This is a genomic window from Hyphomicrobium denitrificans 1NES1 (assembly GCF_000230975.2).
In the GTDB taxonomy this organism is placed as follows: Bacteria; Pseudomonadota; Alphaproteobacteria; order Rhizobiales; family Hyphomicrobiaceae; genus Hyphomicrobium_B; species Hyphomicrobium_B denitrificans_A.
Genome location: NC_021172.1, coordinates 2,803,118 through 2,827,474, shown reverse-complemented (window position 1 = coordinate 2,827,474; position 24,357 = coordinate 2,803,118). Strand labels below are relative to the sequence as shown.

The window sequence follows — 24,357 nt, the reverse complement described above, 5'->3', positions numbered from 1 at the left end:
TGCATAATTCGCATTTGTCCATGATGCAATGCATCGTTATTTTTGCAGTGCGATATGTGAGCTTTCGCTCGCGCTTCGCAGCCCTCCTTGGGCGTTTCCTCCCTAGACTTGGGCCGTTCGAGTATCGGACGGCCCTTTTTCTTGGCCGGTTAATGCTGTGGGCTGGCTCGCGGGACCGTTAATGTATGGCGCCCTAAAGCGCTCTTACTCCGCTGCAGCGCGAAAATCTAGTAAGGTCGGCACTTCTGCAAAAAGACAGCGGACGATTTCATCGAGCGCCTTGGCAAGAGCGGTATAGCCATTGTTCGGCTCGAACGTCATTTCGTTCATGTAAAGCCCGCGATTGATCTCGAGCTGCAACGCATGTGTACCGTGGGCAGGACGTCCATGGTGTTCGGTAATGTAGCCGCCCGCATAGGGACGGTTCAGTTGCACCTTGAAACCTCGCCGCTGAAATTCGTTGCGAACGAGCAGTGTCAGGCGCGGGTCGGAAGATGCTCCGAAGCGGTCACCGATCACGATGTCGGGCCGTAGTGCGCCGCCCGGTGCCATCGCAGCCGACGGCATCGAGTGGCAGTCGATCAGCACCGCATAACCAAACATCTCGTTGGTCTGAGCGATAAGTCGCGACAGCTCGGCGTGGAATGGAAAATAAAGTTGCTCGATGCGATCGAGCACGCTCTCGAGGCTCAGTCGGTTGGGATAAATTTCTTCACCGTCTGCCACGATCCTGGCAACCGTCCCGAGGCCGCCGGCCACACGAATGGATTGTGTGTTCGCATGCGCAGGAAGATCTTCACCGACGAGTTCCGGATCAAGCTCGTAAGGTTCGCGGTTGAGATCGAGGTAGGCGCGCGGAAATCGGGCGCTGATCAGCGGCGCACCCAGTTCGGCGACCGGGCAGAATAGCTTATCGACGAAACAGTCCTCTGACCGCCTGAGCGTTTTCGGGTCGAGCCGTGAAATCGCAACAAACTCGGGCGGATAGAGCCGGCCCGAATGCGGCGATGAAAAAACGAAGGGCGCAGTTTGCACGCGCGGCGGGAGGACATCGAAGGATGGGAAAAAGGCGGACGGCACGCTGTGAAGGTGGGTTTCGGACATTCGAGAAAGAGTACCTTCGATTGCTTCCGCGACAAATTGACGATCAGAGGAACGACACTCTGCCAACGTGTGATGGGGAAGTCCATGCGTGACTTAATCTCTCTGGTGGCCAATAACGCCAAATGCGCTGTCGAAGTTCGTAAGGCGCGACTTGGGTGCAACTCTCCACAATTTCATGCTCCGTTTACCAAACTCGGGCCAAGTTTGCGCCAGACGAACTGTGCAGTATCGGTTACGTTCAAGTTCCGCTTCATTTCAGAGTTCCCATGCCTGTTAAGCCCTCAAGCCTGCCGCTGCGCCGCATCCTGCTTGCGGAGGATGACGATTCGATGCGCGGTTTTCTCGTCAAAGCATTGGAAAAAGCCCATTACGACGTCGTGGCTTTCGAGAACGGCGAGGAAGCCTATGAGCGCCTGAAGCGAGAGCCGTTCACGCTTTTGCTGACGGACATCGTGATGCCGAAGATGGACGGCATCGAGCTTGCGCGCCGCGCCAGCGAGATCGACCCCGATCTCAAGATCATGTTCATAACGGGCTTTGCCGCGGTCGTTCTCAACAGCGAGAATCAGCCGCCCAAGGAAGCCCGGGTATTGTCGAAACCCTTCCACCTCAAGGATCTGGTTCGCGAGGTGGATCGCCTGCTTGCGGCTTGATCTGCATGCGGCAACTCCGGCACATTCCAAGAAACCCTCGTTCAGGGCTTGACCGGGAGGGATTAATCCCCCTAGAAGCTCGCTTCTTCGGGCACTTAGCTCAGCGGTAGAGCACTACCTTGACATGGTAGGGGTCAGAGGTTCGATCCCTCTAGTGCCCACCATCCTTAAACCGGTGTCGTTATGAAAGTTAGAAACTCTTTGAAATCCCTCCGTTCGCGGCACCGCGATAATCGCGTCGTTCGTCGCAAAGGGCGCGTCTACGTGATCAACAAGACGCATCGCAGGTTCAAGGCGCGCCAGGGCTGATGCCGTTTTCGGCCGCTTTGGACGTTACTGTGAATTCACGAGACTCTTTTTGACCGCTTCCCCGCCGCTCGATAGGGTCGGGGCATGATAGCTTGCGCGCGCATTCTATTGATCGGCTTCGCCGTGGCTGTGGGCACCGTACCGGCAGCGGCAGACGACGAGCTTTTGAAAACCCAGCCGTTTCCCGGACAGCCGGCCCCGGCACCTACGCCGCCGCAAGCGCCTCCAAAGCGTGAGGCACCTCCACCGACGGCGCCGCAGCCCGGAACGGCCCAACGGGGTGATCCCGGCATGATGGGCATGCCCTGGCCGAAGTCCCCTGAAGAAGCGTCGAAGACCCTCAGCAATCTCTACGCCTTTCTTGCGACGACGGGTGACCATCGTCAGGCTGGCGAGATCGGTGCGGCCATCGAACGGCTTTGGCGGCTGTCCGGTGGCGACACGGTCAATCTGCTGATCGACCGCGCCGAGCTGTTCTCATCGAAGAATGAAAACGACAAGGCATTGCCGCTGCTCGACGCGGCGGTTGATCTGGCGCCCGATTACGCCGAGGCGTGGAGCCACCGCGCATACATAGAATACCGGCTCAACAATTATCCGGCGGCGCTCGGCGACTTGCGGCGCGCTTTGGCACTCGATCCGAACCACTTCCGCGCCCTTGACGGCATGGCCAAGATCCTGACGCAGATGGGCGAGAAGAAAGCCGCGCTCGAAGCCTACGACCAGCTTTTGAAGATTCACCCGAATATCGAGGGCGGCGAGACGGCGCGAGACGAACTGAAGAAGGAAGTCGAAGGCCAGGGGATTTGACGCGCCCGGCGCTCGCTTCGCAACGGTATCAGCCCGCCTGCAGAACCCACCGGAACGCCCGTTTGAGTTCCTGCGCCCCGTCGCGCTGATACCAGCGACCGTGCGCGAGAATGATCCGCTCCGGGTTCCAAGCGATCATCTTCTCGATCGCCGCGCGAAGCTCGGGCTTTTGCTTGCCGTACGAGAGGCGCATGTCACGAGGCATGCTGCCGTCTGGATCGAGGCAGCCGCCAAGCCATGTCAGAAACCGCATTCCAAGCGAAAGTTTGCGGGGCTCGAAATTTTCGATGAGGTCGGCGACGAGCAGCGTTCGGCTCGCACGGTGGAAGAACACGACTTCCGTCATGTAGCTGCCGGTAACGGTAAGCGTCGCGATGTCGGCGTCCCACGGATAACCCACGTCGCGATCAAGCTCCGAGTACGGGACGTCGATGCGCGCGCCTGCCTGTTCGGCCACGCGCGGTGCGAGATAGACGGTCGTGTCCGGAAAGGCTTTCTTCCACTGCGGCACCCACCAATAGTGCAGCCTGTTCGGCGCGATCAGCCATCGCGGACGCCCCAGGTTTGCAACTTCAGCCTTCAGCTCCGGCGTAAGCGCAGTCGGCGAATGGACGAAAAGATCGGACGCGCCGACCCTGATGATCGTCATGCGCGTCGGAAACGGCACCTTCAGCCCAGGCGGGCCAAAGCGGATCAAAGGCCCATCAACCAGCCATACATTTTTCGTGACGCTCTTTAACGTGTTGAGCGGCGCGTACGTCGCTTGGCGCGGGTCGTTGCTCACAGCGGCCTCCGTGATTCCGTCATCCTCGGCCAAGCGCGCACAGCGCGTCGAAGGCCAGGGATCCAGCGCAAGACTCGCCGGAGGCGCACAAATGAAACAGGGACAGAGCGCCGGCGCTAGACCTCTTCGGCGATTGGCGCGCCGGATTCATCCACGAACGCGATACGGATCATATTGGTTGCGCCGGGGCTTCCGAGCGGAATACCTGCCGTGATGAGCACGCCTTCGCGCGCCTTCACCAGCCCTTCCTCGAAGGCGATGCGGCAGGCCTTGCGCACCATGTGCGAAAGGTTCTCGGGGTCGCCTGTCAGGATCGTCTGCACGCCCCAGACGAGCGCCAGGCGCCGCGCCGTCGACTCGATCGGTGTTAGCCCTATGACTGGAATGCCTGGCCGCTCGCGCGTCACGCGCAGAACCGTCGAACCCGTGGCCGTGTAGCAGACGATGGCGCCGAGCTGCACTGTGTCGGCGATTGCGGATGCGGCGGCGGCGATGGCGTCGGCGCCCGTCGGCTGCGGCTCGGTCTGCGTCGCATAAAGCATCGCCTCGTAGACGGGATCGTGTTCCACCTCGATGGCGATCTTGTCCATCATCTGGATCGCTTCGACCGGGTATTGTCCGACGGCGCTCTCGGCCGACAGCATGATCGCATCGGCGCCGTCGAACACCGCGTTGGCGACGTCGGAGACTTCGGCGCGCGTCGGCATCGGCGACGAGATCATGCTTTCGAGCATCTGCGTCGCGATGATCACGGGCTTGCCTGCGGCGCGCGCCATGCGTGTCATCTTCTTTTGAATGCCGGGCACACGTTCGACCGGCATTTCGACGCCAAGGTCGCCGCGCGCCACCATGATGGCATCGGATGCCGCGATGACGTTTTCGAGATCGGCGACGGCCGACGGCTTCTCGATCTTCGAAAGGATCGCCGCGCGCGTGCCGATGAGATTGCGGATTTCATGAATGTCCTCGGCGCGCTGCACGAACGACAGCGCCACCCAGTCGACACCGAGCTTCAAGGCATGAGCGAGGTCGGCCTTGTCTTTCTCCGTGAGTGGGCTGATGGGCAGAAGCGTATCCGGCATAGAAATGCCCTTGCGGCTCGCCAGCATGCCGCCCGTCGTGACTTCCGCGTGGATCTGAACTTTCGACGTTTCGACGACGCGCATCCTGAGCTTGCCGTCGTCGAGCACCAGCAAGTGCCCCGGCTGCATGGCTTCGAAGATCTGCGGATGAGGCAGGTAAACGCGCTCGCTGTTACCGAGCGACTCGTCGAGGTCGAACTTGAAGATCGAGCCGGTTTTGACCTGCACGCGTCCGGTTTCGAAATTGCCGATGCGGAACTTGGGACCCTGCAGGTCGGCGAGGATGCCGATTGGGTGACGGTGGCGTGCCGCGCACGCGCGAACCGTATTGTAGAGCGCCTTCGAGCCATCGTGGGATGAGTGGCTCATGTTGATGCGGAAAACATCAACGCCTGCGATGAAAAGACGCTCCACCATCTCCGGAGCGGCAGACGCGGGTCCAAGCGTTGCAACGATCTTGACCCGCCGGTTACGTCTCATTTTTCCGCTTTTCCTTGCCCCGGATCAGTGAGGCGGATGGTCCATTCCTTCGCCTCTCCGGTATCGACTTCAAAAAATCCCGTGCGCTTATATCCGCGTTTTTCGCAATCCTGAACCCCCCGGATGGCGAACGACTTGTCGTTCGTGCACATGTCGTTTTTGCCGCCCCATTCGCCGCCGCGATCGTAGTCGACGGCGTGAACGTAAACATAGCGGCTTGGCAGCGCACCCTTGAGCAGCGTTTCGCACGTCTGCGAAGCGATGTTCCACCATCCTTCCGTCGCCCAGCCCGACTTATCCTGATAGCCGATTGCAACACCAACCCGGCTCGACGTGATATTGCATAATTTCAGGTCGGCGTGCGCGACAGTAGCCGAGAGGAGGAGACTGAGACACAGCACAAGCGGATGCGTAAACGCGCGCGAAACGAAATGTGGCGGCAAGTTTGCCCTCCGTCTGCATGTGGTACGCGTCGGGCGCGCCGTGAGGCGAACCGATGACGACCCCGGCCTACGGATCGACGAGAATGACCCGGAAATCGTTGACGTTGGTCTGCGTAGGTCCGCACAGGATGAGGTCGCCAATAGGGCGGAAGAAGCCCGTCGAGTCGTTGTTCTCCAGCATCCTGGCGGCATTGAGGTTGAAGGCTTCCGCCCTCTTCAGGGTATCCGGGAAGACCATCGCTCCAGCAGGATCGCCTGCGTTGCCGCCGCCGCCGTCGATGCCGTCCGTATCTCCGGCAAGTCCTGAAATTCCTGGCGTGCCGTTGAGGGCGATCGCGAGTCCGAGCGCGTATTCTTGGTTCGGTCCGCCGGAGCCGTTCCCGCGCACCGTGACCGTTAGCTCGCCTCCCGACATGATGGCGATCTTTTCGCCGCGCCGCTTGGCGTCGAGCGCCATTTCGGCGTGCTTACGCGCGACGTCTCTAGCTTCGCCTTCGAGGTCGTCGCCGAGAATGATGACGCGATAGCCGTGTCCACTGGCAATACGCCCCGCAGTCTCAAGCGATGCTTTTGGAGCGGCAACGATGGCGTAGCTGGAATTGGCAAGTTTCGAATCGCCCGTCTTGAGCGTTTCGTTTTGCGGATCAGCCAGCGCCTTTGCGATCTCAGGATCGGGCGTGATATTCCACTTGGCGAGAACGGCGCGTGCGTCGGCAAGCGTCGAGCGATCGGCGACCGTCGGGCCCGATCCGATTTCATCCGGATTGTCGCCGGGCACGTCGGAGATTGCGAGCGTTAGCAGTTGCGCCGGATAGACGGCCGCCGCGAGCTTGCCGCCTTTGATCTGCGAGATATGCTTCCTGACGCAATTCATCTCGGAAATGGGCGCGCCTGATTTGAGGAGCTGTTTGGTGAGCGCCTGCTTGGCTTCGAAGCTGACGCCGGGAACGGGCGCTGCCCAGATCGCCGAGGCGCCGCCTGAGAGGAGGCACAGAACGAGATCCTTGGGACCGGCGCTCTTCGCAAGTTCGATGGCGCGCTGCGCGCCGGTGACGGAATTCGTGTCCGGCACCGGATGCCCGGCTTCCATGATCTTGATGATCTTCGTCGGCAGCCCGAACCCATGGCGCGTCGAGATGAGCCCCGAGATGCCCTCGGCCTGACCGGTCGCGATGTAGTGCTCCTCGGCCGCGACAGCCATCGCAGCCGAGCCCTTGCCGGCGCCGATGACGATGATGCGCCCGCCTGCCGGCACCTCGGGCAGGTGCGGTGGGAGGCACGTGGAGGGATGCGCTGTGGTGTAGGCGGCTTCAAACAGCGCGCCGAGTGTCTGGCGAACGCTGCCGGTCGTTCCGTCTGCCATATGCATCCCCAGCCATTAGTATTGTGTTTGTCGGTGTGATTTGCTCAATCGCCTTCCGCCCGTCAAGGCATCATCGGCCGCAGGCTTATCGAAGGTTCAACAACCCTGTGCGCTGAGCCAGTTCAAGCCTATCTTCAGGGTGGGCCCATTGCATGGGACACTCGCAAGGAGGCAGCAATGAAGGCATTTGACGCCCAGACGACACTTGAGCTGGAGGCGGCGGCCTTCAGGCGTCTCGTCGAACATTTGCGCTCGCGGACCGATGTCCAGAACATCGATTTGATGAATCTCGCTGGCTTTTGCCGCAACTGCCTGTCGAATTGGATGGCCGAAGCCGCGACTGCCAAGGGGCTGGAGCTGTCGAAGGACGAGGCGCGCGAGATCGTCTACGGAATGCCCTATCGCGAGTGGCAGGCGAAATACCAGAAAGAGGCGACCGCCGAGCAGCAGGCCGCGTTCGAGAAGTCCCACCCGCACGGCCATTAGCCGTCTGCGCCGACGATAGCCAGCCACGGCTTTGAACGATCTGCGCTCAGCCGTGAGTCGGTATGCGGCATCGGTGACGTCAAGCGCATCGTCGGACATATCCCTATGGATTGCTTCGCTTATCGCCTTGCTGCGCTTCACCCGCGCCGATAGCTTCGGGCAAAGCTTGAAATCAGCAAGGAGCCTCCATGAGTACGCTTCAGGCCTCGGCGCAAAACCAATTGCGGCAGTTCGTCGAGCAGATCGAACGCCTCGAAGAGGAAAAGAAGCAGATCGCAAGCGACATCCGCGATAAGTACACGGAGGCAAAGGCCGTCGGTTTCGACGTCAAGGCGCTGCGCCAGATCGTGCGCCTGCGCAAGAAATCGAACCAGGAGCGCCAGGAAGAAGAAAGCATCCTGGAAGTCTACATGTACGCGCTGGGGATGCTGGACCAGGCCCCGGCGGAACATGTCGTCGACGCGATGATCGCGGCGGAGTAAACGGCTCAGCAAGGCTGCGGCAGCAGCCTCCAAACATGAAATCAGCAATTGAGAGGGCCGCGCGGCATCCGTCGCTGCGGCCCGACTGTTTTCCCGGCGCTCGCAAGACAAAGCAGCGCCGCTTGGCCCCATTCGGCGCTAGGGTCAGGCGGCGCTGGCAGAGACAACCTTGCGGCCGTCATTCCAACGGGTGCGCTCGGAAAAGTGATGCCTTTCCCGTGCATCCCGTGATGGAAATCTAGTGTCGGCCCGTGATAAGAACAAATCGTCATTTCTTGACGTAGGCATTAGACAAGCTGATGGTTCACGTCACTCTGAAGCAGTTGCGCTACTTCGATGCGCTGGCGCGGGAGCAGCACTTCGGCAGGGCGGCGGACGCGTGCGCCGTTACCCAGCCCGCGCTTTCGATGCAGATCCAGGACCTTGAAGCCTCTTTGGGCATCGCTCTCGTCGAGCGCACGCGAAGCGGCATCAAGTTGACGCCTAAGGGCGAGGAAATCGCCATTCGCGCGCAGCGGCTGTTGAATGACGTGCGAAATCTGATCGATTACGCGCAGCACGCCGGCGGCATTCTTTCGGGCACTTTGCGCCTCGGCGTCATCCCCTCGGTCGCGCCTTATCTGCTCCCGCCGCTGCTGCCTCTCCTGAAAGACAAATACCCAAATCTCGAACTCTACATTCGCGAGACGCAGACACAGCCGCTGACCGACGAGCTTGTCGAAGGCAAGCTTGATGTCCTGTTACTGGCACTGCCGATCAAGAATCCCGACGTCGAAACGTTATCGATCTTCGACGATCGCTTTTTGCTCGCGGTGCCGAAATCGAATAAGCTTTCAGGCCGCGTGCGCGCCACGAAGGACATGGTCGAAGGCGACCGCCTGTTGCTGCTCGAAGAAGGGCATTGTCTCCGCGATCAGGCGCTGACTTATTGCAGCCTGAAGCAGGTCGACGCCGTCAACACGTTCGGTGCGTCGAGCCTGTCGACGATTGTCGAGATGGTGTCGGCCGGTCTCGGCATTACGCTGCTGCCGGAGATTTGCGTTGGCGTCGAAGGGCGCAGCCGCGAAATCAAAGTCATACGCTTCGTCGATCCGGAGCCCTCGCGCGCGATTGGGCTCGCCTGGCGCCGATCAAGCCCGAGACGCGACGATTTTCTGGCTCTCTCGAAGCTGATCTCGGTCGCTTGCCAAGCATCCCTGAAGCGCGGCGCGACGGCGATGCAAGCGTGAGCCACCCGAGCCACCCGGCTTCCGGGCGTACGCTTTCTAATTGCGGGTCAGCGTGCGCTGGTCTGGACGGTGCGGTTCTCAATTCCCGCCGGCGGCGGACGTTGTGCCAGTTCCATCAGGGCTTCGGCATGGACAGCTTTGCCCTGGAACTGCTGCGCCCACATCTCCTCGGCAAGCTGCTGGCCTGGCCGGAACTTCATCGGCGCGATGCGGCCCGTATCGTCGAGGGCGTCGAGCGTTGCGGCAACATCCGGACGCTGCAGGTCCGCGAGCGGCGCATCGCGCGCCTCCGCATTGTCCGTCAGTAACGGCGCCAGCGGAAACGGCCGGTACGCGAGTTCTTCCGGGTGATCCTCGTCGAAAGCGGGAGCTTCCGCCCAGCCATTGCCGAGGCTGTCGGGACTCATATCGGAAACGCTGGCTGCAGCAGCCGGATCGAGGCTGGCGACGCGCGCCGTCGGCTGAGCTTTCGTCGGAGGATGGCCGGATTCAGCCAACGCTGCGGCTGCAAGCGCCTTTTGTGGACGTACGGCCGGTTTCGGACCGGAGACGAGTTCCGGGATCGGTGTCGTCGCGGCCGCTGCCACCAGCGCGTCAAGCTTGCTGCGGTCGGCTTTCGACGGTGTCGGTGTGAAGTGCGACGGGCGCTCTACGAGACGTGGCGTCGACACGAGCTGGGGTGCACCGCCGTCGGTGGCGGCCGGTGATAGAGAGGCGACGCGCGCCGGAGCAAACGGCTTCGGGTCCTTCAGCGCCGGATCGGGCTCCGTCGTCAGGTTGACATTGCGCCGCGTCGAACCGCCGAGCGACGCAACGACAGCGAGACGTTTGCTGCCTGTGCCGACTTCTGCGGAAGCCACCATCGTGCGCGACGAGCCGGGTGTCAGCCGATCGCGAAAGAACTCCGCCACTTGGACGGCAAGGCCATGGAACTTGCTCTGCGCGACCTTGACGTCGCCGGGCGTGATGGGACGGCCGTCGGTCGGCACGTATTTCGAACGTCCGTTCGGAAAGAGCAGCGCCAGCTCATAGCGCGGCATACGCGGCCACATCCGGACATTCGCAGTATCGACGTGAACGAACGGAATGCCGGAGGTCGGATAATACCCAACGCCGCCGCGTTCGCGGATCAGCGCCGAATAGCGCATTTTTTTGAGTGGAATGTCGGGGAACGTAATATCGATCGCCTTGCCGGTGATGTGCTGGCTGAATTTCGCCTGCCCGCCGACCGTTCGGCGCAGCATTTCATTGGTCCCCGAAGAACGATAGCCGCAGATGATGTTGATCGGTTCCTTGGAGCCGAGTTCCTCATGCATTTCCCAGGCAAGATCGATCGTCGCGGGAGCGATCTCCTTCACCTCGTTCTTGCGCCAGTCACGCATGATCCAATTGATCTGCTTCATGGCCTCGGGAATGTACTTCCCGTCGCGCTTGTACGTGACCGTCAGGCGTTCGTGCGTATGAATGTGATAAAGCGAGATCGTGCGTTCGTTGGGTTGGCTGGCCGCAGTAATGTTGTCGGCATGCAGGCACACCGCCGCGGCTAGCGCAGCAAAACCGAACACGACGCCTGAGCGGCGAAGCAGCACGAAATCCCCCGTCCCTACGCAAAATCCCCAAGCCCGACTGGGGCCGACAATGCTCGGCTCCAATTGGGTAACCCCCGAACCCTTAAGACGCAGTAACTATCCGATGCGCATCTAACGACCCGGAAGGGGCGATAAAAGGGCGGGGATGCTCGGCCGCGAAAAAAGGGGCCGGCCGAATAGCCGGCCAGCCCCGTCAGCGATCGCGTGAAGTCTCAGCTCTCAGAGGCCGCCGAGAACCTTTTGGAAGAAGTGATTGAGGCCGCCGTCGTAGCGTTTGCGGCCGTGGCGCCGATCGTCGTTGTCGCTGACCCCGAACCAATCGTCGTCGTCACCGCGATGGCGGCTGTCGGCATCTTCGTCGAAGCCGATATCGTCCGGTGTGATCTTCGGCTCCTTGGTCTTGTCGATCTGGTTCCACTTGCCCTGCAGCGCCAGTGTGATGCGCTTCTCGTGGCCGTAGATGTCGCCGAAGCTCTCGACCTCGCCATCGTCGCCGACGTGCGCCGTAAAGTAGGTGATGTGAACCGGGATCGGATGATCCAACGAGATTTCATTCTCTTCCGGTCCCTTCGCCGCGAGATTGTCGACGGTGGCTTTGTCCCAACCCTTGTCATGGGCGAGAATTAATTCTGCAAGTTGGACCGGATTGCGCACGCGCATACAGCCGTGGCTGAACGCCCGGACGCTCTCGTTGAACAAGCCCTTGCTCGGCGTATCGTGCAGATAGACCGCATGCGAGTTCGGGAACAGGAATTTGACGACGCCAAGCGCGTTTCCGCCGCCCGGCGGCTGGTAGACGTTGAAGTTGCGGATATCGGTCTGATACCAGTTGACGTTCCACGCATTGATGCGACGGCCGTTGCGCTCCATCACCAGACCCTGGCGGCGAAGCGGATCGCCGCCCGCCCTGAGACCGGGTAGCAATTCTTTGATCTTGATCGAATCCGGCACGTTCCAGCGCGGCTGGAAGACAACCGTGCGCATCAAATCGGAAAAGATCGGCGTCTGCCTGTTGACGCTGCCGGTCACGATGCGTTCGTCGAAAACCACTTCGCCGTTCTTGACGACGCGAACTTTGAAATCCGGAATGTTGACGGCGACATAGAACTTGCCGAGATCTTCCGGCATCCAGCGCCACTCTTCCATGTTGGCGAGGAGTTTCCACTCGCTGATGCCGTCGTCACCATTCAACGAGCGGCGGACCGCCGCCGTGATCGTCGGCGTGACCGGTTCGATGCCTTTCTTCGCCTTGTAGGCTTCGACGGCACGCGCCAGATCGTCGTCATAATAGGTCTCGTCGGCCGGCCTTCCGTCGGCCTGAACGGACGGCGCCGGTACCTTCAGTGCCTTGCGGATCAGCGCGATCTGCGGGCTGCTTTTGCCCGGCGCCAGGTTCGGACCGTTCGGAATATTGACCGTTTCGCCATTCGCGCCGGATCTGAGTGCCAGAAGTTTCTGCCGCAGCAATTCGAACTGTTTGTTTTGGGGCTGCAATGACTTGAGATAAGCGCCCTTGTCCGGCGCCGATGCCAGCGCCTCGATGACGGTGTGCGGCTCGACCAGTTGCGGTTTCCGGTCGAGATAACCCGAGAGCTGCTCCGGCGGATTGATGATACGCCCGCCGCGCGCATCGCGGGCGTAAGTCAGGGCGTCGAGCGACAGCTGCGTCTCGGCATCGGTTAGATCATTGAGGCCATATTCGCCGTTGGCCGACGGTTTGAGATCGGGAATCTTGTAGTCCTGGGAGCGCAGACCCCAGTTATCGGCATCCTTCAGGGCTGCGATCAGGTTTTGCGCATCTTGAGTATAGCCATTTTTGTCGACCCACAGCGTCGCGCCCATGCGCGAGCCATAGAACTGCTGTAGAGCCTCGCGGTCGCCGTTATCGACTTTACTGAAGAGCTTTCTTTTGTTCGCATCGAGATAGGCGCCGACCGGCAGGTAGATGAGGTGATCAACCGCCGCGACATGGGGTGTGGCCGCAGAATTGCCGCTGACCGAAGCATCAGATGAGGAGCTTTGAGCTGGTTCCGCTGCCGGGCTGTCTGGCGCCGTCTCGGCGGGAGCAGCTTGGGGGCGCATCGCGGTCTCGATGCCGCTGGAGGCGGGCGAACTTTCCGAACTTTCGTCGGAAGCAGCCGCGTACACGTTTGAAATTGGACCGCAGCTCAGTAACAAGCCGACCGCCACAAGACACGACACGCGCATTACGAAATTTACCTTCCACTCGCCGGAGTCGGCGCATTTCATTGATAACCGCCGACATGCCGCCTGACCAGTCTGGCGGTCAGATAACTGTATTGCATGAAGCTATGGCGAAAGTGTTGCTACTTCCGATGGCCAACGCTGCAACTGGCGGATTGGTTCAAGCTAACGGCACCTCGCCCAAAAGTGCAAAAGCCCCGGATGCAGCCGAGGCTTTTGCGTCGAGGGCGAAAGGGCTCGCTCTCGTTTCGGCTCGACGGCTATGACATCGCGCCAACGGGGAAGTCTGGCGGGAGGGAAGCTCTCCGGTTGCGTGCGGCCGCCCCACCGGACCAGGGCACACGCAGCCCCCGTCCGCGCTGCAACGCGGGCGGGAATCTCAGTTGGGCCTCGGTTCGAGCCCGTATTCCTGCATTTTCCGGTAAAGCGTCGAGCGGCCGATATTCAGCCTCTTGGCGACTTCTGTCATATGACCGCGATATCGCCCTAGCGCCAAGCGGATCATGTCGGCTTCAATCGCTTCGAGTGAACGGATCTCGCCATCCTCGGCGACGGCCTGAATGCCGAGCGAGCTGCCCGATGCCGACGATTTCATCTCGACGGTATGAGGGACCGTACTTTCCGCGCCGATGAGCGCCGGGCCCGTGTAGGCAGGCTGCTTTTGGACGGTCGCCGGCGCTGCCGGAATTTCCGCATCGAACCCGTCGACATGGGCGGCGATCTGCGGGAACTCGGCAACCGTCAGCTCCGGCCCGTCGGCAAGCACGACGGCTCGGAAAATCGTGTTCTCGAGCTGGCGGACGTTGCCGGGCCACGAATAGGCTTGCAGAAGTGCCATGGCGCGCTCGGAAATCGTGACGACGCGCTTCCCTTCTTCGGCGGCGAAGCGGGCTGCGAAGTGACGTGCAAGCTCCGGAACGTCTTCGATGCGCTCGCGCAGCGGCGGCACGAAGATCGGGAAGACGTTCAGTCTGTAATAAAGGTCCTCGCGGAACTTGCCGTCCTTGACCAACTGGATCATGTCGCGGTTCGTCGCCGAGATCAGCCGGAAGTTGACCTTCACGGGCTTCTTCGATCCAACGGGATCGATTTCGCCTTCCTGAAGCGCACGGAGCAGCTTCACCTGTGCGTCAAGCGGCAGTTCGCCGACTTCGTCGAGGAAGAGCGTCCCTCCGTCGGCTTCTTGAAATTTCCCGATCCGCTTGTCGACGGCCCCGGTGAACGATCCCTTCTCATGTCCGAAGAGAATGCTTTCGACGAGATTTTCCGGGATGGCTCCGCAGTTGACCGTGATGAACGGCCGGCCTGCACGATCGCTCTCGCCTTGGATGGCGCGCGCGATCAGCTCCTTGCCGACGCCGCTTTCGCCTTCGATCAAAACCGGAATGTTGGAAGCGGCGGCGCGCTTGCCGAGCGAGATCACTCGCTTCATGGCTTCGCCGCGCATGACGAGGTCGCCGAACGTCAGCGTTCCTTCGACCTTTTTCTTGATGCGGTTGATTTCACCCGCAAGGGCTTCGATCTTCAAGGCGCTCTTAATCGAAACCTCGAGCCGCTCGGGAGATGCCGGCTTGACGACAAAATCGACGGCGCCCCGGCGCATCGCATTGATGGCCGTTTCGATGGAGCCATGGGCAGTTTGCACGATGATTGGCGGCATCCCCTGGACGTGCCCGACACGGTCGAGAACGGCCATGCCGTCGACACCCGGCATCACGAGATCGAGGAGCACCAGGGCAATCGGATCGCGATCTTGCGATTCGAGAATTTGGAGGGCCTGCTCGCCCGAACCGCACGTCTTGGTTTCGAAACCGAAACGCTTGATCGTCTCTTCGAGAATACGCCGTTGGGCAGGATCGTCATCGACGATCAGAACACGCTTGGACATGGGCACGCAACTTTACATTTACTGACACACTGGATGCTGTCCCCTGCCGCCGAGCCGGAATTGACCCAGCTTCTGACATTCGGTGACCGGCAAATAACGCAACAGGGGCGAGAGTGCCGTATTTGAGTAAATGGAACGTTTCCGTGTGGCGCATTTTTCGGGGGCGTTAAAACACCCTGAAAAACCGGTTGGCTGGCGGCGAATCCGGGGGTCGTGTGACTTCGAAGACGGGGAACGGCGAGCGGCAAGGTCTTGCGTGCTGAGCGCCCGATAGCCAAATTTGCCTCGCTGCCAAGGTATGCTAACGCTCCCGGCCGCTCACCCTCCAAGTCCCTGAAAGGAATCCCATGGGCCGCGAACCTTCCCGTAAATCGACGACTGCACTGCGATCGGGAGCCGGCCGCGCGACGAAAGCTTCGCGGCTCGGCGCGATGCCGGAATGGGATCTGAGCGATCTTTACAAGGCGCCGGATGCGCCGGAGGTTCAACGCGATCTCAAGGCTGCGGCAAAGGAAGCAACGCGCATCAAGGCAGCGTACCAAGGCCGCCTTGGCGACCTCGCCAGAGACGAAGGCAAGCTCGCCGGTGCGATCAAGGATTATGAAAAACTGTCGGATCTGGTCGGCAAGCTCGGATCGTACGCCGGGCTCTATTATGTGCTCGATCAGACCGATCCGGTGCGCGCCAAGTTCAATGGCGACATTTCCGAGGCGCTGACGAAACTTTACACAGACCTGATTTTCTTCGAACTCGAACTCAACCAGATCGACGACGAAACGCTCGAAGCTGCGACGAAGCACAAAGAGCTGAAGCGCTTCAAGCCGTGGCTTGCCGACCTTCGCAAGGAAAAGCCCCATCAGCTCGATGAAAAGCTCGAACGGCTTTTCACGGAAAAATCGCAGACGAGCCGCGGCGCCTGGAACCGTCTTTTCGACGAGACGATGTCTGCGCTGAAGTTCGAGGTCAAAGGCGAAAAAGCGCCGCTGACGCTTGAGCCGACACTGAATTTCCTTTCCAGCCCCGATGAAAAGAAGCGCAAGGCCGCCTCCAAAGCCCTGAGCAAGGTTTTCAAGGCAAATCTGCCGCTGTTCACGCTGATCACGAACACGCTGGCGAAAGACAAGGAAATTTCCGATCGCTGGCGCAACTTCAAGGACGTTGCCGACAGCCGCAACCTCGCGAACCGGGTCGAGGCCCCCGTCGTCGATGCGCTGGTGTCGAGCGTGCGCGCCGCCTATCCGCAACTTTCGCACCGCTATTATGCAATGAAGGCAAAGTGGCTCGGCAAGAAGAAGTTGGCGTCGTGGGATCGCAATGCACCGCTGCCCGACAAGCCCGAACGGACAATCGGCTGGGCGGAAGCCGAGAAAATCGTGCTGAAGGCTTACGGAAATTTCGCGCCGGAAATGGCGACGATCGCAAAGCAGTTTTTCGACAAGAACTGGATCGATGCAGCGGTCAAGCCAGGCAAGGCGCCGGGTGCGTTCTCAGCTTCGACCGTGCCGTCGGTACATCCTTACGTGATGATGAATTACCTCGGCAAACCGCGCGATGTTATGACGCTTGCACACGAGCTGGGGCACGGCGTGCATCAATGGCTGGCGCGCGCCCAGGGTCCGCTGCTTGCCCCGACGCCGCTGACGCTTGCCGAGACGGCGTCTGTCTTCGGCGAGATGCTGACGTTCAAGGCCATCCTCGCTGAGACGAAGGACAAGCGCGAGAAGAAGGCGATGATCGCGGGCAAGGTCGAGGACATGCTCAATACGGTCGTCCGCCAGATCGCGTTCTATACGTTCGAACGTAAGGTTCATGAGGAACGGCGCCAAGGCGAACTGACATCCGACCGGATCAACGCCATCTGGCTTGAAGTGCAGGCGGAAAGCCTCGGGCCGGCGATCGATCTCAAACCCGGATACGAAGTTTTCTGGACCTATGTCCCCCACTTCATTCATTCCCCCTTCTACGTCTATGCCTACGCGTTCGGGGACTGCCTCGTAAATTCGCTCTATGGCCTCTATGCCGAAGCGCACCCTGGTTTCGTCGCGAAATACTTCGACCTCTTGAAAGCAGGGGGGTCGAAACACCATTCTGAAATGCTGGCGCCGTTCGGCCTCGATGCCCGCGACCCCGAGTTTTGGAACAAGGGGTTAAAGGTCATCGAGGGTATGATCGACGAGCTTGAAACGATGGCTTGAGTGCAGATTAGGCACGCTCGGCCGGAAATAAGGTAGCGGGCGGAAACGAATCCGGCAGCCCGCGCATTGTCAACCCGTCGCAGGTGGGCAGCGGTCGATTTTGCCGCTTCCCATTGCCAGCCTCTCGGAGTAGACACCCGCCACTTTTGCTGCGTCGCAGCTTCTCGACAGGTTGAGGCGCCGGAATGGCACAACCGCAAGCCTCTCTCCAGGCCGCTGATTTCGGCGCTGTGGAAGGGCATGACAGCAAGAACTTCTGGGCTCTGGCTTTAGGCTCCGTCGGTGTCGTCTTTGGCGACATCGGCACGAGTCCGCTTTACGCCTTCAAGGAAGCGATCACGGCGGCGTCGCACCGGGGCACGGTCGCGGAGGCGACGCTCGGCGTCCTGTCGCTGATCTTCTGGAGCATGACCTTCGTCGTCACGGTGAAGTACGTGCTGCTGCTGCTGCGCGCCGACAACAAGGGCGAGGGCGGCATGTTTGCCCTGATGGCACTCGGCCAGAGCGTCGCGCGCCGCAGCGCTCCGCTGCTTGCGGCTTTCGGGATCGCTGGCGCATCGTTCTTTTATGGTGACGCCGTTATCACTCCGGCCATTTCGGTGCTGTCGGCCGTCGAAGGCTTGACGCTCGTTGCACCGCAGTTCGAAGTTGCAGTCATTCCGGCGGCCCTGATCGTACTGACGGGACTTTTCTGGATGCAGTCTCACGGTACGGCGAGGGTGGCGCGGTTTTTCGGCCCCATCATGGCGGTGTGGTTCGCCATCCTGGCGCTCGGCGGCCTGATGCACATTGCCGACAACCTGCACGTTCTCTTGGCCCTCAATCCGCTCTACGGAGTCGAATTCGTCTATACGCACGGCGTGCTTGGTTTGACCGTGATGGGGCTTGTGTTTCTCGCATGCACCGGAGCCGAAGCGCTCTATGCCGACCTTGGCCATTTCGGACGCCGGCCGATCACGGTGTCGTGGCTCTATTTCGTGATGCCGGCGCTGGTCCTCAACTATTTCGGTCAGGGCGCGCTCGTGATGAACGACGCGAACGCGATCGAGAACCCATTTTACCGTCTCTATCCGCAATTTGCGCTGGTTCCGATGCTGATCCTGTCGACATTCGCAACAGTAATCGCCAGTCAGGCCGTCATTACCGGCGCATTCTCATTGACGCGCCAAGCCATCCAGCTCGGCCTTATTCCTCGCTTCGAAATCAAACACACATCTGAGAGCATCGCGGGCCAGATCTATATTCCGCGCGTAAACTGGATGCTGTTCGTATTCGTCGTTATGGTGATCTTCGCTTTTCGCACCTCGTCCAATCTGGCGGCGGCTTACGGCGTTTCGGTCACTGCGGCGATGGTCATCGACACGCTGATGGCCTTCTTCGTTATCTGGAAGTGCTGGGAATGGCCCTTATGGCGCGTCGCCTTGGTCGTCATTCCGTTGCTGCTGATCGAGCAGGCATTCTTCTCGGCGAACGTATTGAAGCTTCTTGAGGGCGGTTGGGTGCCGCTCGTCATCGCCTGCATGTTGGCGATCATCATGTTCACGTGGGTCAGAGGGTCGCGCCTGTTGGTGAAGCTGACGAAGCGCAACGAGGCCGATCTCGACTGGCTGGTCCGCAAACTTGAGGCAAAACCTCCGCACCGCGTACCCGGAACGGCAGTGTTCCTGACTGGCGACCCTTATGCCGCGCCGACGTCTATGATGCACAACTTGAAGCACAATCGCGTCATGCACGAACGCAATATTCTACTATCGATCCGCACCGTGGAAACGCCGAGGGTCGCTCGCCACGAGCGGATTGCAATCGAACGTGTCTCCGACCACTTCATCCGTATTGTGGCCAGATACGGATTCATGGAAACTCCAAGCGTACCGAAAATCCTTGAGCATGCCCGCCGCAAGGACTGCAACATCGATATCGGCGCAACCTCGTTCTTCCTGTCGCGCCGTTCGCTGCGCAAGACGCCAAAGTCGGAACTGCCACGCTGGCAGGAGCGTCTGTTCATCGCCCTTGCGGCCAGCGCCGAGGACGCCACGACCTACTTCCAAATCCCCACCGACCGGGTCGTCGAGGTCGGAACCCAGGTTGCCATCTAGCGTGCCCTGGGGCCGCAACGGCCTCTATAGCAACCCATTCTGACCCTAACGGTGCGGGTCGGACTGACGCATGAACTAAAAGTCCAGACCCTGAATGACTTGAAGCACATCAAGTCTTAAGGTACCAACCGGGTAGCGATTTACTGGGTCCGCATCTGGGGAGATGACAACGTGAGTGTCGATTTTTCGAACGGCCACTCGGCCATGGACTATGCTGAGCATCAAAAAACTTATGCCGGCTTCGTGCGCTTTGCGAAAATAGCCGTCTTGATTGGAGCGCTTGTGCTTGTCGGTATGAAATTCTTCTTGGTCTGAGGCTCTTCAGGCCACGCAAGTGAATTCATGCGGGGCAGGCTCTCTCGGGTCTGCCCTTTCTGATCCCGGCTTCCGGCCGGTGACATCACTTCAATTGGGCTGAGACATGGTCACGATAGCTGTCACCAGTGAATCGGCGGATGAACCGCGTGTTGCGGTTTCGCCCGATACGGTGAAGAAGTTCACCGCACTTGGCGCCAAAGTGCGTATCGAATCGGGTGCTGGTGCAAGATCGCGCTTTTCCGACGACGCTTATCGTGCCGCAGGGGCAGATATCGTAACTCGTTCGGAAGCGCTTTACGGCGCCGACATTCTGCTGGCAGTCCGACGCCCGAGTATCGAGGATGTTGCAGCGTTGAAGCCGGGCGCCATCGTCGCAGCGATGATCGACCCGTACGGCGATCGGGCCGCGCTTGCTGCGCTCGCTGGAGCCGGCGCGACGGTCTTCTCGATGGAATTCATGCCGAGAACCACGCGTGCGCAGTCGATGGACGTCCTCTCGAGCCAGGCGAACCTCGCAGGCTACAAGGCAGTCGTCGACGGCGCAGCGATGTTCGGCCAGGCGCTGCCGATGATGATGACGCCGGCTGGCACCGTTCCGGCCGCAAAAGCCTTCATCATGGGCGTCGGCGTTGCGGGCTTGCAGGCGATCGCTACGGCACGGCGTCTCGGCGCGCAGGTGACGGCGACGGATGTTCGCCCCGCAACCAAAGAGCAGGTGCAGTCTTTGGGCGCCAAGTTCATCGCGGTCGAGGACGACGAGTTCAAGCAGGCGCAGACGGCAGCGGGCTACGCCAAGCCGATGAGCGCGGAGTATCAGGCCAAGCAAGCCGAGCTTGTCGCCCAGCACGTCAAGAATCAGGATCTCGTCATTACGACGGCGCTGATTCCGGGCCGACCGGCTCCAAAACTTATTTCACGCGCGATGATCGAGAGCATGAAACCGGGCTCGGTGATCGTCGATCTCGCGGCCGAGCGCGGCGGCAATACGGAACTGACCGAGCCGGGCAAGACGATCGAAACGCCGAACGGCGTCAAAATTTTCGCGCCTCTCAATCTGGCGGGCAGCATCGCCGTCAACGCATCGAGCCTCTACGCGAAAAACCTCTTGGCCTTCCTGGAGGGGACGATGTTCGACAAAAAGGAAAAGACACTGGCGGTCAATTGGGACGACGAGCTGGTCAAGGGCACGCTTGTCGCCAAAGGCGGCCAGATCGTCCATCCGAACCTGCAAGCCGCGGGAAGCTGAAGAAGTGTATTTGTCCCATCCTAACCTTCCAGCCGGGAGCGCGGGAGCGGACGCGAGATTGATGTTTGATCGAAGCGCGACAACCGCGGGTAACGACATGTCGAATGAAACCGTCCGCCGAGCTTTCCATCCCACTTCGTCACGGGGACCTGTATCGATGAAACGCGCGTTTCTGTCGGCGCTGGCCGCCGCACTGTTGCTGCCGACCGCGGCCTTTGCTTCCGAAGGTGGCGGGCTGGTCAGCCCCTCGGTCTACGAGTTCATGGTCTTCGTAATCGCGGTGTTCGTCGGCTACTACGTCGTTTGGTCGGTGACGCCGGCGCTGCATACGCCGTTGATGAGTGTCACGAACGCGATCTCCTCCGTCATCGTCGTCGGCGCATTGCTGGCGGTCGGTGTATCGCTGACGACATCGGATAGTTCCGTCGCCAAGATATTCGGCTTTCTCGCATTGACGATGGCCTCCGTGAACATCTTCGGTGGCTTCCTCGTCACCAATCGCATGCTCTCCATGTACAAAAAGAAAGACGCGCCGGCGAAGAAGAACGGCTGACGCGCCGCCTTCTCCGAGTCCGACGAATTTGAAAGCAGCATGAAGAACTAGGCCTGGGAAACGATCCAATGTCCGCAAATATCGCCGCATTATCCTATCTCGCCGCGGGCGTGCTCTTCATCCTGGCGCTTAGAGGTTTGTCGAGCCCGGCGACATCGCGGCGGGGCAACCTGTTCGGCATCGTCGGAATGACGATCGCGATCCTGACGACGCTCGGGCTCGCGGCGCCGACGGCGACGTCCTGGATCTTGATCGTTCTCGGTATCGGCATCGGCGGTTTCATCGGCGCCAAGACGGCGCGCGAAATTCCGATGACGATGATGCCGGAGCTGATCGCAGCCTTCCACTCGCTGGTCGGCCTCGCAGCGGTGTTCGTGGCGGCGAGCGCACTTTATGCGCCGTCGGCGTTCGGAATTCTTGCCGATCCCGCCAATCCCGCGCTCGGCATCAAGGGCGGCAGCCTGTTCGAAATGGCGCTCGGTATCGCCATTGGCGCCATTACGTTCACCGGCTCGGTTATCGCGTTCGCCAAGCTTTCGGGACGCATGTCCGGCAAGCCGATCCTTCTTCCGGCGCGCCATCTCGTCAATGTGGCGCTTGGCCTGATCCTGATCTTCGTTATCTACAGTTTCATCCAGTCCGCCGGATCGGCATGGCTGTTCTGGCTGATCGTTCTTCTCTCCCTGCTGATCGGAATCCTGATCATCATACCGATCGGCGGCGCCGACATGCCGGTCGTCATCTCGATGCTGAACTCCTATTCGGGATGGGCTGCGGCCGGTATCGGCTTCACGCTCGGCAACATCGCGCTGATCATCACCGGCGCGCTCGTCGGCTCGTCAGGCGCCATTCTGTCCTACATCATGTGCAAAGGCATGAACCGCCAGTTCCTGTCGGTCATCGCGGGAGGCTTCGGCGGCGAGACGGCTGCGGCTGCAGGCGGCGGCGAGCAGAAGCCCGTCAAGCTCGGATCGGCGGAAGACGCCGCCTACGTGCTCGGCAATGCCGGGAAAGTCATTGTCGTTCCAGGCTACGGCATGGCGGTCGCGCAGGCGCAGCACGCACTTCGCGAAATGGCCGACGCACTGAAGAAGAAGGGCGTCGAGGTGAAGTACGCCATCCACCCTGTGGCGGGCCGTATGCCGGGTCACATGAACGTGCTGTTGGCCGAGGCAAACGTTCCCTACGACGAGGTCTTCGAGCTTGAGGACATCAACAGCGAGTTCTCGCAGGCTGACGCCGTTTATGTGATCGGCGCCAACGACGTGGTGAATCCGGCGGCGGAAGAGGACAAAACCTCACCGATTTACGGGATGCCGGTTCTTCAGGTCTGGAAAGCCGGAACCGTGTTCTTCAATAAGCGCTCGCTGGCTTCCGGCTATGCCGGCATCGACAACCCGGTCTTCTACCGCGACAATACCGTCATGGTTCTTGGCGACGCCAAGAAAATGACCGAAGAGATTGTTAAAGCGCTCGCCCATTAGTCCGCTTCTGCGCTCGTTCCGGGGCCCATCTGCAACAGGTGTGCAGCCATCGCTGCATGGCCTGCGCGACAGCGGGATTGGTCTGGTATAAGCGCAGCATTCCGTGGTCGAGGGTTTCGCGTGTTGGCTCCCGTGGCGTCGTCGTCATTTGAAAACGATCTCGAGCGCATTGAGATCCTTGCTGCTACGCCCGTCACGAGCACGGCGCTTCTTGAGCGCAACCTGAACTGCATTTACGAGCAGGCCGCCGCCGCTCGTTTTGACGACTACGACGTCGCGAGCATCGCGAGGGTTGCGCCCTCCGTAATGTACCGGCTTTTCGACCTGCGCGTCGGCCTGCGCGAGAAGCTCGCGCATTACGAGATGCTGGGCCTGATGACGCCGGCCGCCATCCAGGGCTTCCGCGACGTCTTCCGCGTGCTTCGCTATATGTCCGACATGCTCGGCGAAATCGCGAGCATTGGGCCCTACTCCGGCGACAGCGGCTACCTGCTGCGCGGCTTTACGGGTGAAGAAAATAACACGCTGATCAATTATGCCTTCTATCGTGATGGCAGGGCGGTGGCGTTCAGATCGGGTGATGTGATCCTTGTTCGCGGACGTGCCCACAACAGCGCAGCCATTGCGCGCATCGGCGACGTCGACAGCCAGTTCAGTCATATCGGCATCGTTCATATCGACGATCGCGGCGACCACTGGATGGTCGAAAGCCTGATCGAGGACGGCGCGATCATCAATCCGCTGGGCAAGGCGCTCGACCACGACATCGTCCGCGCCGTGCTTTACCGCAATCGCGATGCCGACCTCGCGGCGCGCGCCGCGAAATCGATTTTCGATTACGTCGCGGCTTCACGCGTCCGAGGCGGCAAGCGCATTCTCTATGATTTCTCGATGCGGACAGATGAGACGCGCAATCTTTTCTGCTCGAAGCTCGTCAGGCTTGCGTTCGCTCAGGCGAGCGGCGGCCGGTTCGTTCTGCCGACGTATCCGACGCGCATTGTCTGCAAGAACCGTGATTTCCTGGATCGTGTCGGCGTTGCAACCGACATGACGTTTGCGCCCGCCGACATCGACATGGAATCGAGCTTCGATCTCGTCGCTGAATGGCAGGACTATCGCGAGACGGCCAACGTCAGGCTGCAGGATTTCACGATGGATAAGCTGTTCGATTGGATGGAGCGCTACAACTACCGTTTCGACGAGACATCCGCGATCAGACTCGTCTCCGTTCTCGGCAGGTTTGCCTCGCATTTTTCCGAGGGCGCAAAACAGACGCTGTCGTCGGTGTTTCCGCGGGTTCCAGCGAACATGCCGAGGAAAACGGTCGCCGTTGTCGCGATGCTTCACAAGACGGCCGAGCCGATCTATCACGAATTGCAACGACAGAATCAGCAACTGGTCATGGAGACCGGCGTGCCCATGCACGGCCTCGACATCTTTTCGGCGCTCGAAGCCATTCGCGAGCGTTGCGGAAACCGGATCGGATATCTTGTGCGGAACGGTTCCTGGTGAATATTGGCGATCCGAAGGTAAATTCCGGCGCGCCCAGACAGTCTGA

Annotated in this window: 22 protein-coding genes and 1 tRNA gene; 15 read left to right on the top strand and 8 right to left on the bottom strand. The window is 60.4% G+C overall.

The window, feature by feature from the left end; genetic code table 11:
- Positions 1-204 precede the first annotated feature (204 nt).
- Positions 205-1,104, bottom strand: coding sequence for an N-formylglutamate amidohydrolase (locus HYPDE_RS13555; protein ID WP_015599057.1), 900 nt, complete (start codon positions 1,102-1,104; stop codon positions 205-207).
- Positions 1,105-1,370: 266 nt separating this feature from the next.
- On the opposite strand from HYPDE_RS13555, the gene cpdR reads away from it, so the two are divergent.
- From cpdR to HYPDE_RS13535, 4 genes are all read left to right on the top strand, one after another.
- On the top strand, positions 1,371-1,757 hold the full coding sequence (gene cpdR / locus HYPDE_RS13550; protein ID WP_015599056.1) for a cell cycle two-component system response regulator CpdR: 387 nt from the start codon (positions 1,371-1,373) through the stop codon (positions 1,755-1,757).
- Between the two features lie 89 nt (positions 1,758-1,846).
- Positions 1,847-1,921 (top strand) — tRNA-Val (locus HYPDE_RS13545).
- A 19-nt stretch (positions 1,922-1,940) separates the two neighbouring features.
- On the top strand, positions 1,941-2,066 hold the full coding sequence (gene ykgO / locus HYPDE_RS13540) for a type B 50S ribosomal protein L36 (RefSeq protein WP_013216601.1): 126 nt from the start codon (positions 1,941-1,943) through the stop codon (positions 2,064-2,066).
- A gap of 84 nt (positions 2,067-2,150) precedes the next feature.
- Positions 2,151-2,876, top strand: coding sequence for a tetratricopeptide repeat protein (locus HYPDE_RS13535; protein ID WP_041320500.1), 726 nt, complete (start codon positions 2,151-2,153; stop codon positions 2,874-2,876).
- A 28-nt stretch (positions 2,877-2,904) separates the two neighbouring features.
- Here the strand turns inward: HYPDE_RS13535 and HYPDE_RS13530 are convergent, their stop codons facing one another.
- The 4 genes from HYPDE_RS13530 to HYPDE_RS13515 all read right to left on the bottom strand — a co-directional run bounded on the left by HYPDE_RS13530 (position 2,905) and on the right by HYPDE_RS13515 (position 7,028).
- On the bottom strand, positions 2,905-3,660 hold the full coding sequence (locus HYPDE_RS13530; protein WP_041321315.1) for a DUF4336 domain-containing protein: 756 nt from the start codon (positions 3,658-3,660) through the stop codon (positions 2,905-2,907).
- 116 nt (positions 3,661-3,776) lie between these two features.
- Positions 3,777-5,222, bottom strand: a complete 1,446-nt coding sequence (gene pyk, locus HYPDE_RS13525) for a pyruvate kinase (RefSeq protein WP_015599053.1) — start codon at positions 5,220-5,222, stop codon at positions 3,777-3,779.
- Positions 5,219-5,665, bottom strand: a complete 447-nt coding sequence (locus HYPDE_RS13520; protein ID WP_015599052.1) for a DUF1036 domain-containing protein — start codon at positions 5,663-5,665, stop codon at positions 5,219-5,221. The genes pyk and HYPDE_RS13520 overlap by 4 nt, the downstream gene beginning before the upstream one ends.
- Positions 5,666-5,732: 67 nt before the next feature.
- Positions 5,733-7,028: a glycerate kinase type-2 family protein gene (locus tag HYPDE_RS13515; protein ID WP_015599051.1), complete on the bottom strand. Its 1,296-nt coding sequence runs from the start codon at positions 7,026-7,028 to the stop codon at positions 5,733-5,735.
- A 177-nt stretch (positions 7,029-7,205) separates the two neighbouring features.
- On the opposite strand from HYPDE_RS13515, the gene HYPDE_RS13510 reads away from it, so the two are divergent.
- From HYPDE_RS13510 to HYPDE_RS13500, 3 genes are all read left to right on the top strand, one after another.
- Positions 7,206-7,514: a DUF1244 domain-containing protein gene (locus tag HYPDE_RS13510; RefSeq protein WP_015599050.1), complete on the top strand. Its 309-nt coding sequence runs from the start codon at positions 7,206-7,208 to the stop codon at positions 7,512-7,514.
- A gap of 188 nt (positions 7,515-7,702) precedes the next feature.
- Positions 7,703-7,996, top strand: a complete 294-nt coding sequence (locus tag HYPDE_RS13505) for a DUF2312 domain-containing protein (protein WP_015599049.1) — start codon at positions 7,703-7,705, stop codon at positions 7,994-7,996.
- Positions 7,997-8,295: 299 nt separating this feature from the next.
- On the top strand, positions 8,296-9,225 hold the full coding sequence (locus HYPDE_RS13500) for a LysR substrate-binding domain-containing protein (protein ID WP_015599047.1): 930 nt from the start codon (positions 8,296-8,298) through the stop codon (positions 9,223-9,225).
- Between the two features lie 47 nt (positions 9,226-9,272).
- Here HYPDE_RS13500 and HYPDE_RS13495 read toward each other — a convergent pair whose 3' ends face one another.
- Both HYPDE_RS13495 and HYPDE_RS13490 read right to left on the bottom strand, forming a co-directional pair.
- The gene (locus HYPDE_RS13495; protein WP_041320499.1) at positions 9,273-10,814 is read right to left on the bottom strand and encodes a DUF882 domain-containing protein; all 1,542 of its coding nucleotides are present in this window, start codon (positions 10,812-10,814) and stop codon (positions 9,273-9,275) included.
- Between the two features lie 219 nt (positions 10,815-11,033).
- Positions 11,034-12,896: a L,D-transpeptidase family protein gene (locus tag HYPDE_RS13490; protein WP_244437653.1), complete on the bottom strand. Its 1,863-nt coding sequence runs from the start codon at positions 12,894-12,896 to the stop codon at positions 11,034-11,036.
- Positions 12,897-12,906: 10 nt separating this feature from the next.
- Between HYPDE_RS13490 and HYPDE_RS19630 the strand changes: the two genes are divergently transcribed.
- Complete coding sequence (locus HYPDE_RS19630) at positions 12,907-13,089, top strand: hypothetical protein (protein ID WP_244437651.1); 183 nt, start codon at positions 12,907-12,909, stop codon at positions 13,087-13,089.
- Positions 13,090-13,398: 309 nt separating this feature from the next.
- Here the strand turns inward: HYPDE_RS19630 and HYPDE_RS13480 are convergent, their stop codons facing one another.
- Complete coding sequence (locus tag HYPDE_RS13480; protein WP_015599043.1) at positions 13,399-14,907, bottom strand: sigma-54-dependent transcriptional regulator; 1,509 nt, start codon at positions 14,905-14,907, stop codon at positions 13,399-13,401.
- A gap of 347 nt (positions 14,908-15,254) precedes the next feature.
- Here HYPDE_RS13480 and HYPDE_RS13475 point away from each other — a divergent pair, with 347 nt between their 5' ends.
- The 7 genes from HYPDE_RS13475 (at position 15,255) to HYPDE_RS13445 (ending at position 24,311) form a co-directional block, all read left to right on the top strand.
- Positions 15,255-17,102 carry a M3 family oligoendopeptidase gene (locus HYPDE_RS13475; RefSeq protein WP_015599042.1) on the top strand — a complete coding sequence of 616 codons (1,848 nt, stop codon included), beginning with the start codon at positions 15,255-15,257 and terminating at the stop codon, positions 17,100-17,102.
- A 185-nt stretch (positions 17,103-17,287) separates the two neighbouring features.
- Positions 17,288-19,198: a potassium transporter Kup gene (locus tag HYPDE_RS13470; protein WP_015599041.1), complete on the top strand. Its 1,911-nt coding sequence runs from the start codon at positions 17,288-17,290 to the stop codon at positions 19,196-19,198.
- Between the two features lie 171 nt (positions 19,199-19,369).
- Positions 19,370-19,513 (top strand): aa3-type cytochrome c oxidase subunit IV, encoded by a 144-nt coding sequence (locus tag HYPDE_RS13465; RefSeq protein ID WP_015599040.1) that lies wholly within the window; start codon positions 19,370-19,372, stop codon positions 19,511-19,513.
- Between the two features lie 106 nt (positions 19,514-19,619).
- The gene (locus HYPDE_RS13460) at positions 19,620-20,762 is read left to right on the top strand and encodes a Re/Si-specific NAD(P)(+) transhydrogenase subunit alpha (protein WP_015599039.1); all 1,143 of its coding nucleotides are present in this window, start codon (positions 19,620-19,622) and stop codon (positions 20,760-20,762) included.
- Positions 20,763-20,859: 97 nt separating this feature from the next.
- Positions 20,860-21,315 (top strand): proton-translocating transhydrogenase family protein, encoded by a 456-nt coding sequence (locus tag HYPDE_RS13455; protein ID WP_041320498.1) that lies wholly within the window; start codon positions 20,860-20,862, stop codon positions 21,313-21,315.
- 68 nt (positions 21,316-21,383) lie between these two features.
- Complete coding sequence (locus HYPDE_RS13450; protein ID WP_015599037.1) at positions 21,384-22,799, top strand: NAD(P)(+) transhydrogenase (Re/Si-specific) subunit beta; 1,416 nt, start codon at positions 21,384-21,386, stop codon at positions 22,797-22,799.
- 120 nt (positions 22,800-22,919) lie between these two features.
- The gene (locus HYPDE_RS13445; protein WP_041320497.1) at positions 22,920-24,311 is read left to right on the top strand and encodes a YiiX/YebB-like N1pC/P60 family cysteine hydrolase; all 1,392 of its coding nucleotides are present in this window, start codon (positions 22,920-22,922) and stop codon (positions 24,309-24,311) included.
- Positions 24,312-24,357: the final 46 nt, after the last annotated feature.

Excerpts from the sequence above, each read along its gene's own strand:
- HYPDE_RS13555 (WP_015599057.1), bottom strand. The coding sequence starts at position 1,104 with ATGTCCGAAACCCACCTTCACAGCGTGCCGTCCGCCTTTTTCCCATCC.
- cpdR (WP_015599056.1), top strand. The coding sequence starts at position 1,371 with ATGCCTGTTAAGCCCTCAAGCCTGCCGCTGCGCCGCATCCTGCTTGCG.
- ykgO (WP_013216601.1), top strand. The coding sequence starts at position 1,941 with ATGAAAGTTAGAAACTCTTTGAAATCCCTCCGTTCGCGGCACCGCGAT.
- HYPDE_RS13535 (WP_041320500.1), top strand. The coding sequence starts at position 2,151 with ATGATAGCTTGCGCGCGCATTCTATTGATCGGCTTCGCCGTGGCTGTG.
- pyk (WP_015599053.1), bottom strand. The coding sequence starts at position 5,222 with ATGAGACGTAACCGGCGGGTCAAGATCGTTGCAACGCTTGGACCCGCG.
- HYPDE_RS13515 (WP_015599051.1), bottom strand. The coding sequence starts at position 7,028 with ATGGCAGACGGAACGACCGGCAGCGTTCGCCAGACACTCGGCGCGCTG.
- HYPDE_RS13510 (WP_015599050.1), top strand. The coding sequence starts at position 7,206 with ATGAAGGCATTTGACGCCCAGACGACACTTGAGCTGGAGGCGGCGGCC.
- HYPDE_RS13505 (WP_015599049.1), top strand. The coding sequence starts at position 7,703 with ATGAGTACGCTTCAGGCCTCGGCGCAAAACCAATTGCGGCAGTTCGTC.
- HYPDE_RS13500 (WP_015599047.1), top strand. The coding sequence starts at position 8,296 with ATGGTTCACGTCACTCTGAAGCAGTTGCGCTACTTCGATGCGCTGGCG.
- HYPDE_RS13490 (WP_244437653.1), bottom strand. The coding sequence starts at position 12,896 with ATGCGCCCCCAAGCTGCTCCCGCCGAGACGGCGCCAGACAGCCCGGCA.
- HYPDE_RS19630 (WP_244437651.1), top strand. The coding sequence starts at position 12,907 with ATGCCGCTGGAGGCGGGCGAACTTTCCGAACTTTCGTCGGAAGCAGCC.
- HYPDE_RS13480 (WP_015599043.1), bottom strand. The coding sequence starts at position 14,907 with ATGTCCAAGCGTGTTCTGATCGTCGATGACGATCCTGCCCAACGGCGT.
- HYPDE_RS13475 (WP_015599042.1), top strand. The coding sequence starts at position 15,255 with ATGGGCCGCGAACCTTCCCGTAAATCGACGACTGCACTGCGATCGGGA.
- HYPDE_RS13470 (WP_015599041.1), top strand. The coding sequence starts at position 17,288 with ATGGCACAACCGCAAGCCTCTCTCCAGGCCGCTGATTTCGGCGCTGTG.
- HYPDE_RS13460 (WP_015599039.1), top strand. The coding sequence starts at position 19,620 with ATGGTCACGATAGCTGTCACCAGTGAATCGGCGGATGAACCGCGTGTT.
- HYPDE_RS13455 (WP_041320498.1), top strand. The coding sequence starts at position 20,860 with ATGTCGAATGAAACCGTCCGCCGAGCTTTCCATCCCACTTCGTCACGG.
- HYPDE_RS13450 (WP_015599037.1), top strand. The coding sequence starts at position 21,384 with ATGTCCGCAAATATCGCCGCATTATCCTATCTCGCCGCGGGCGTGCTC.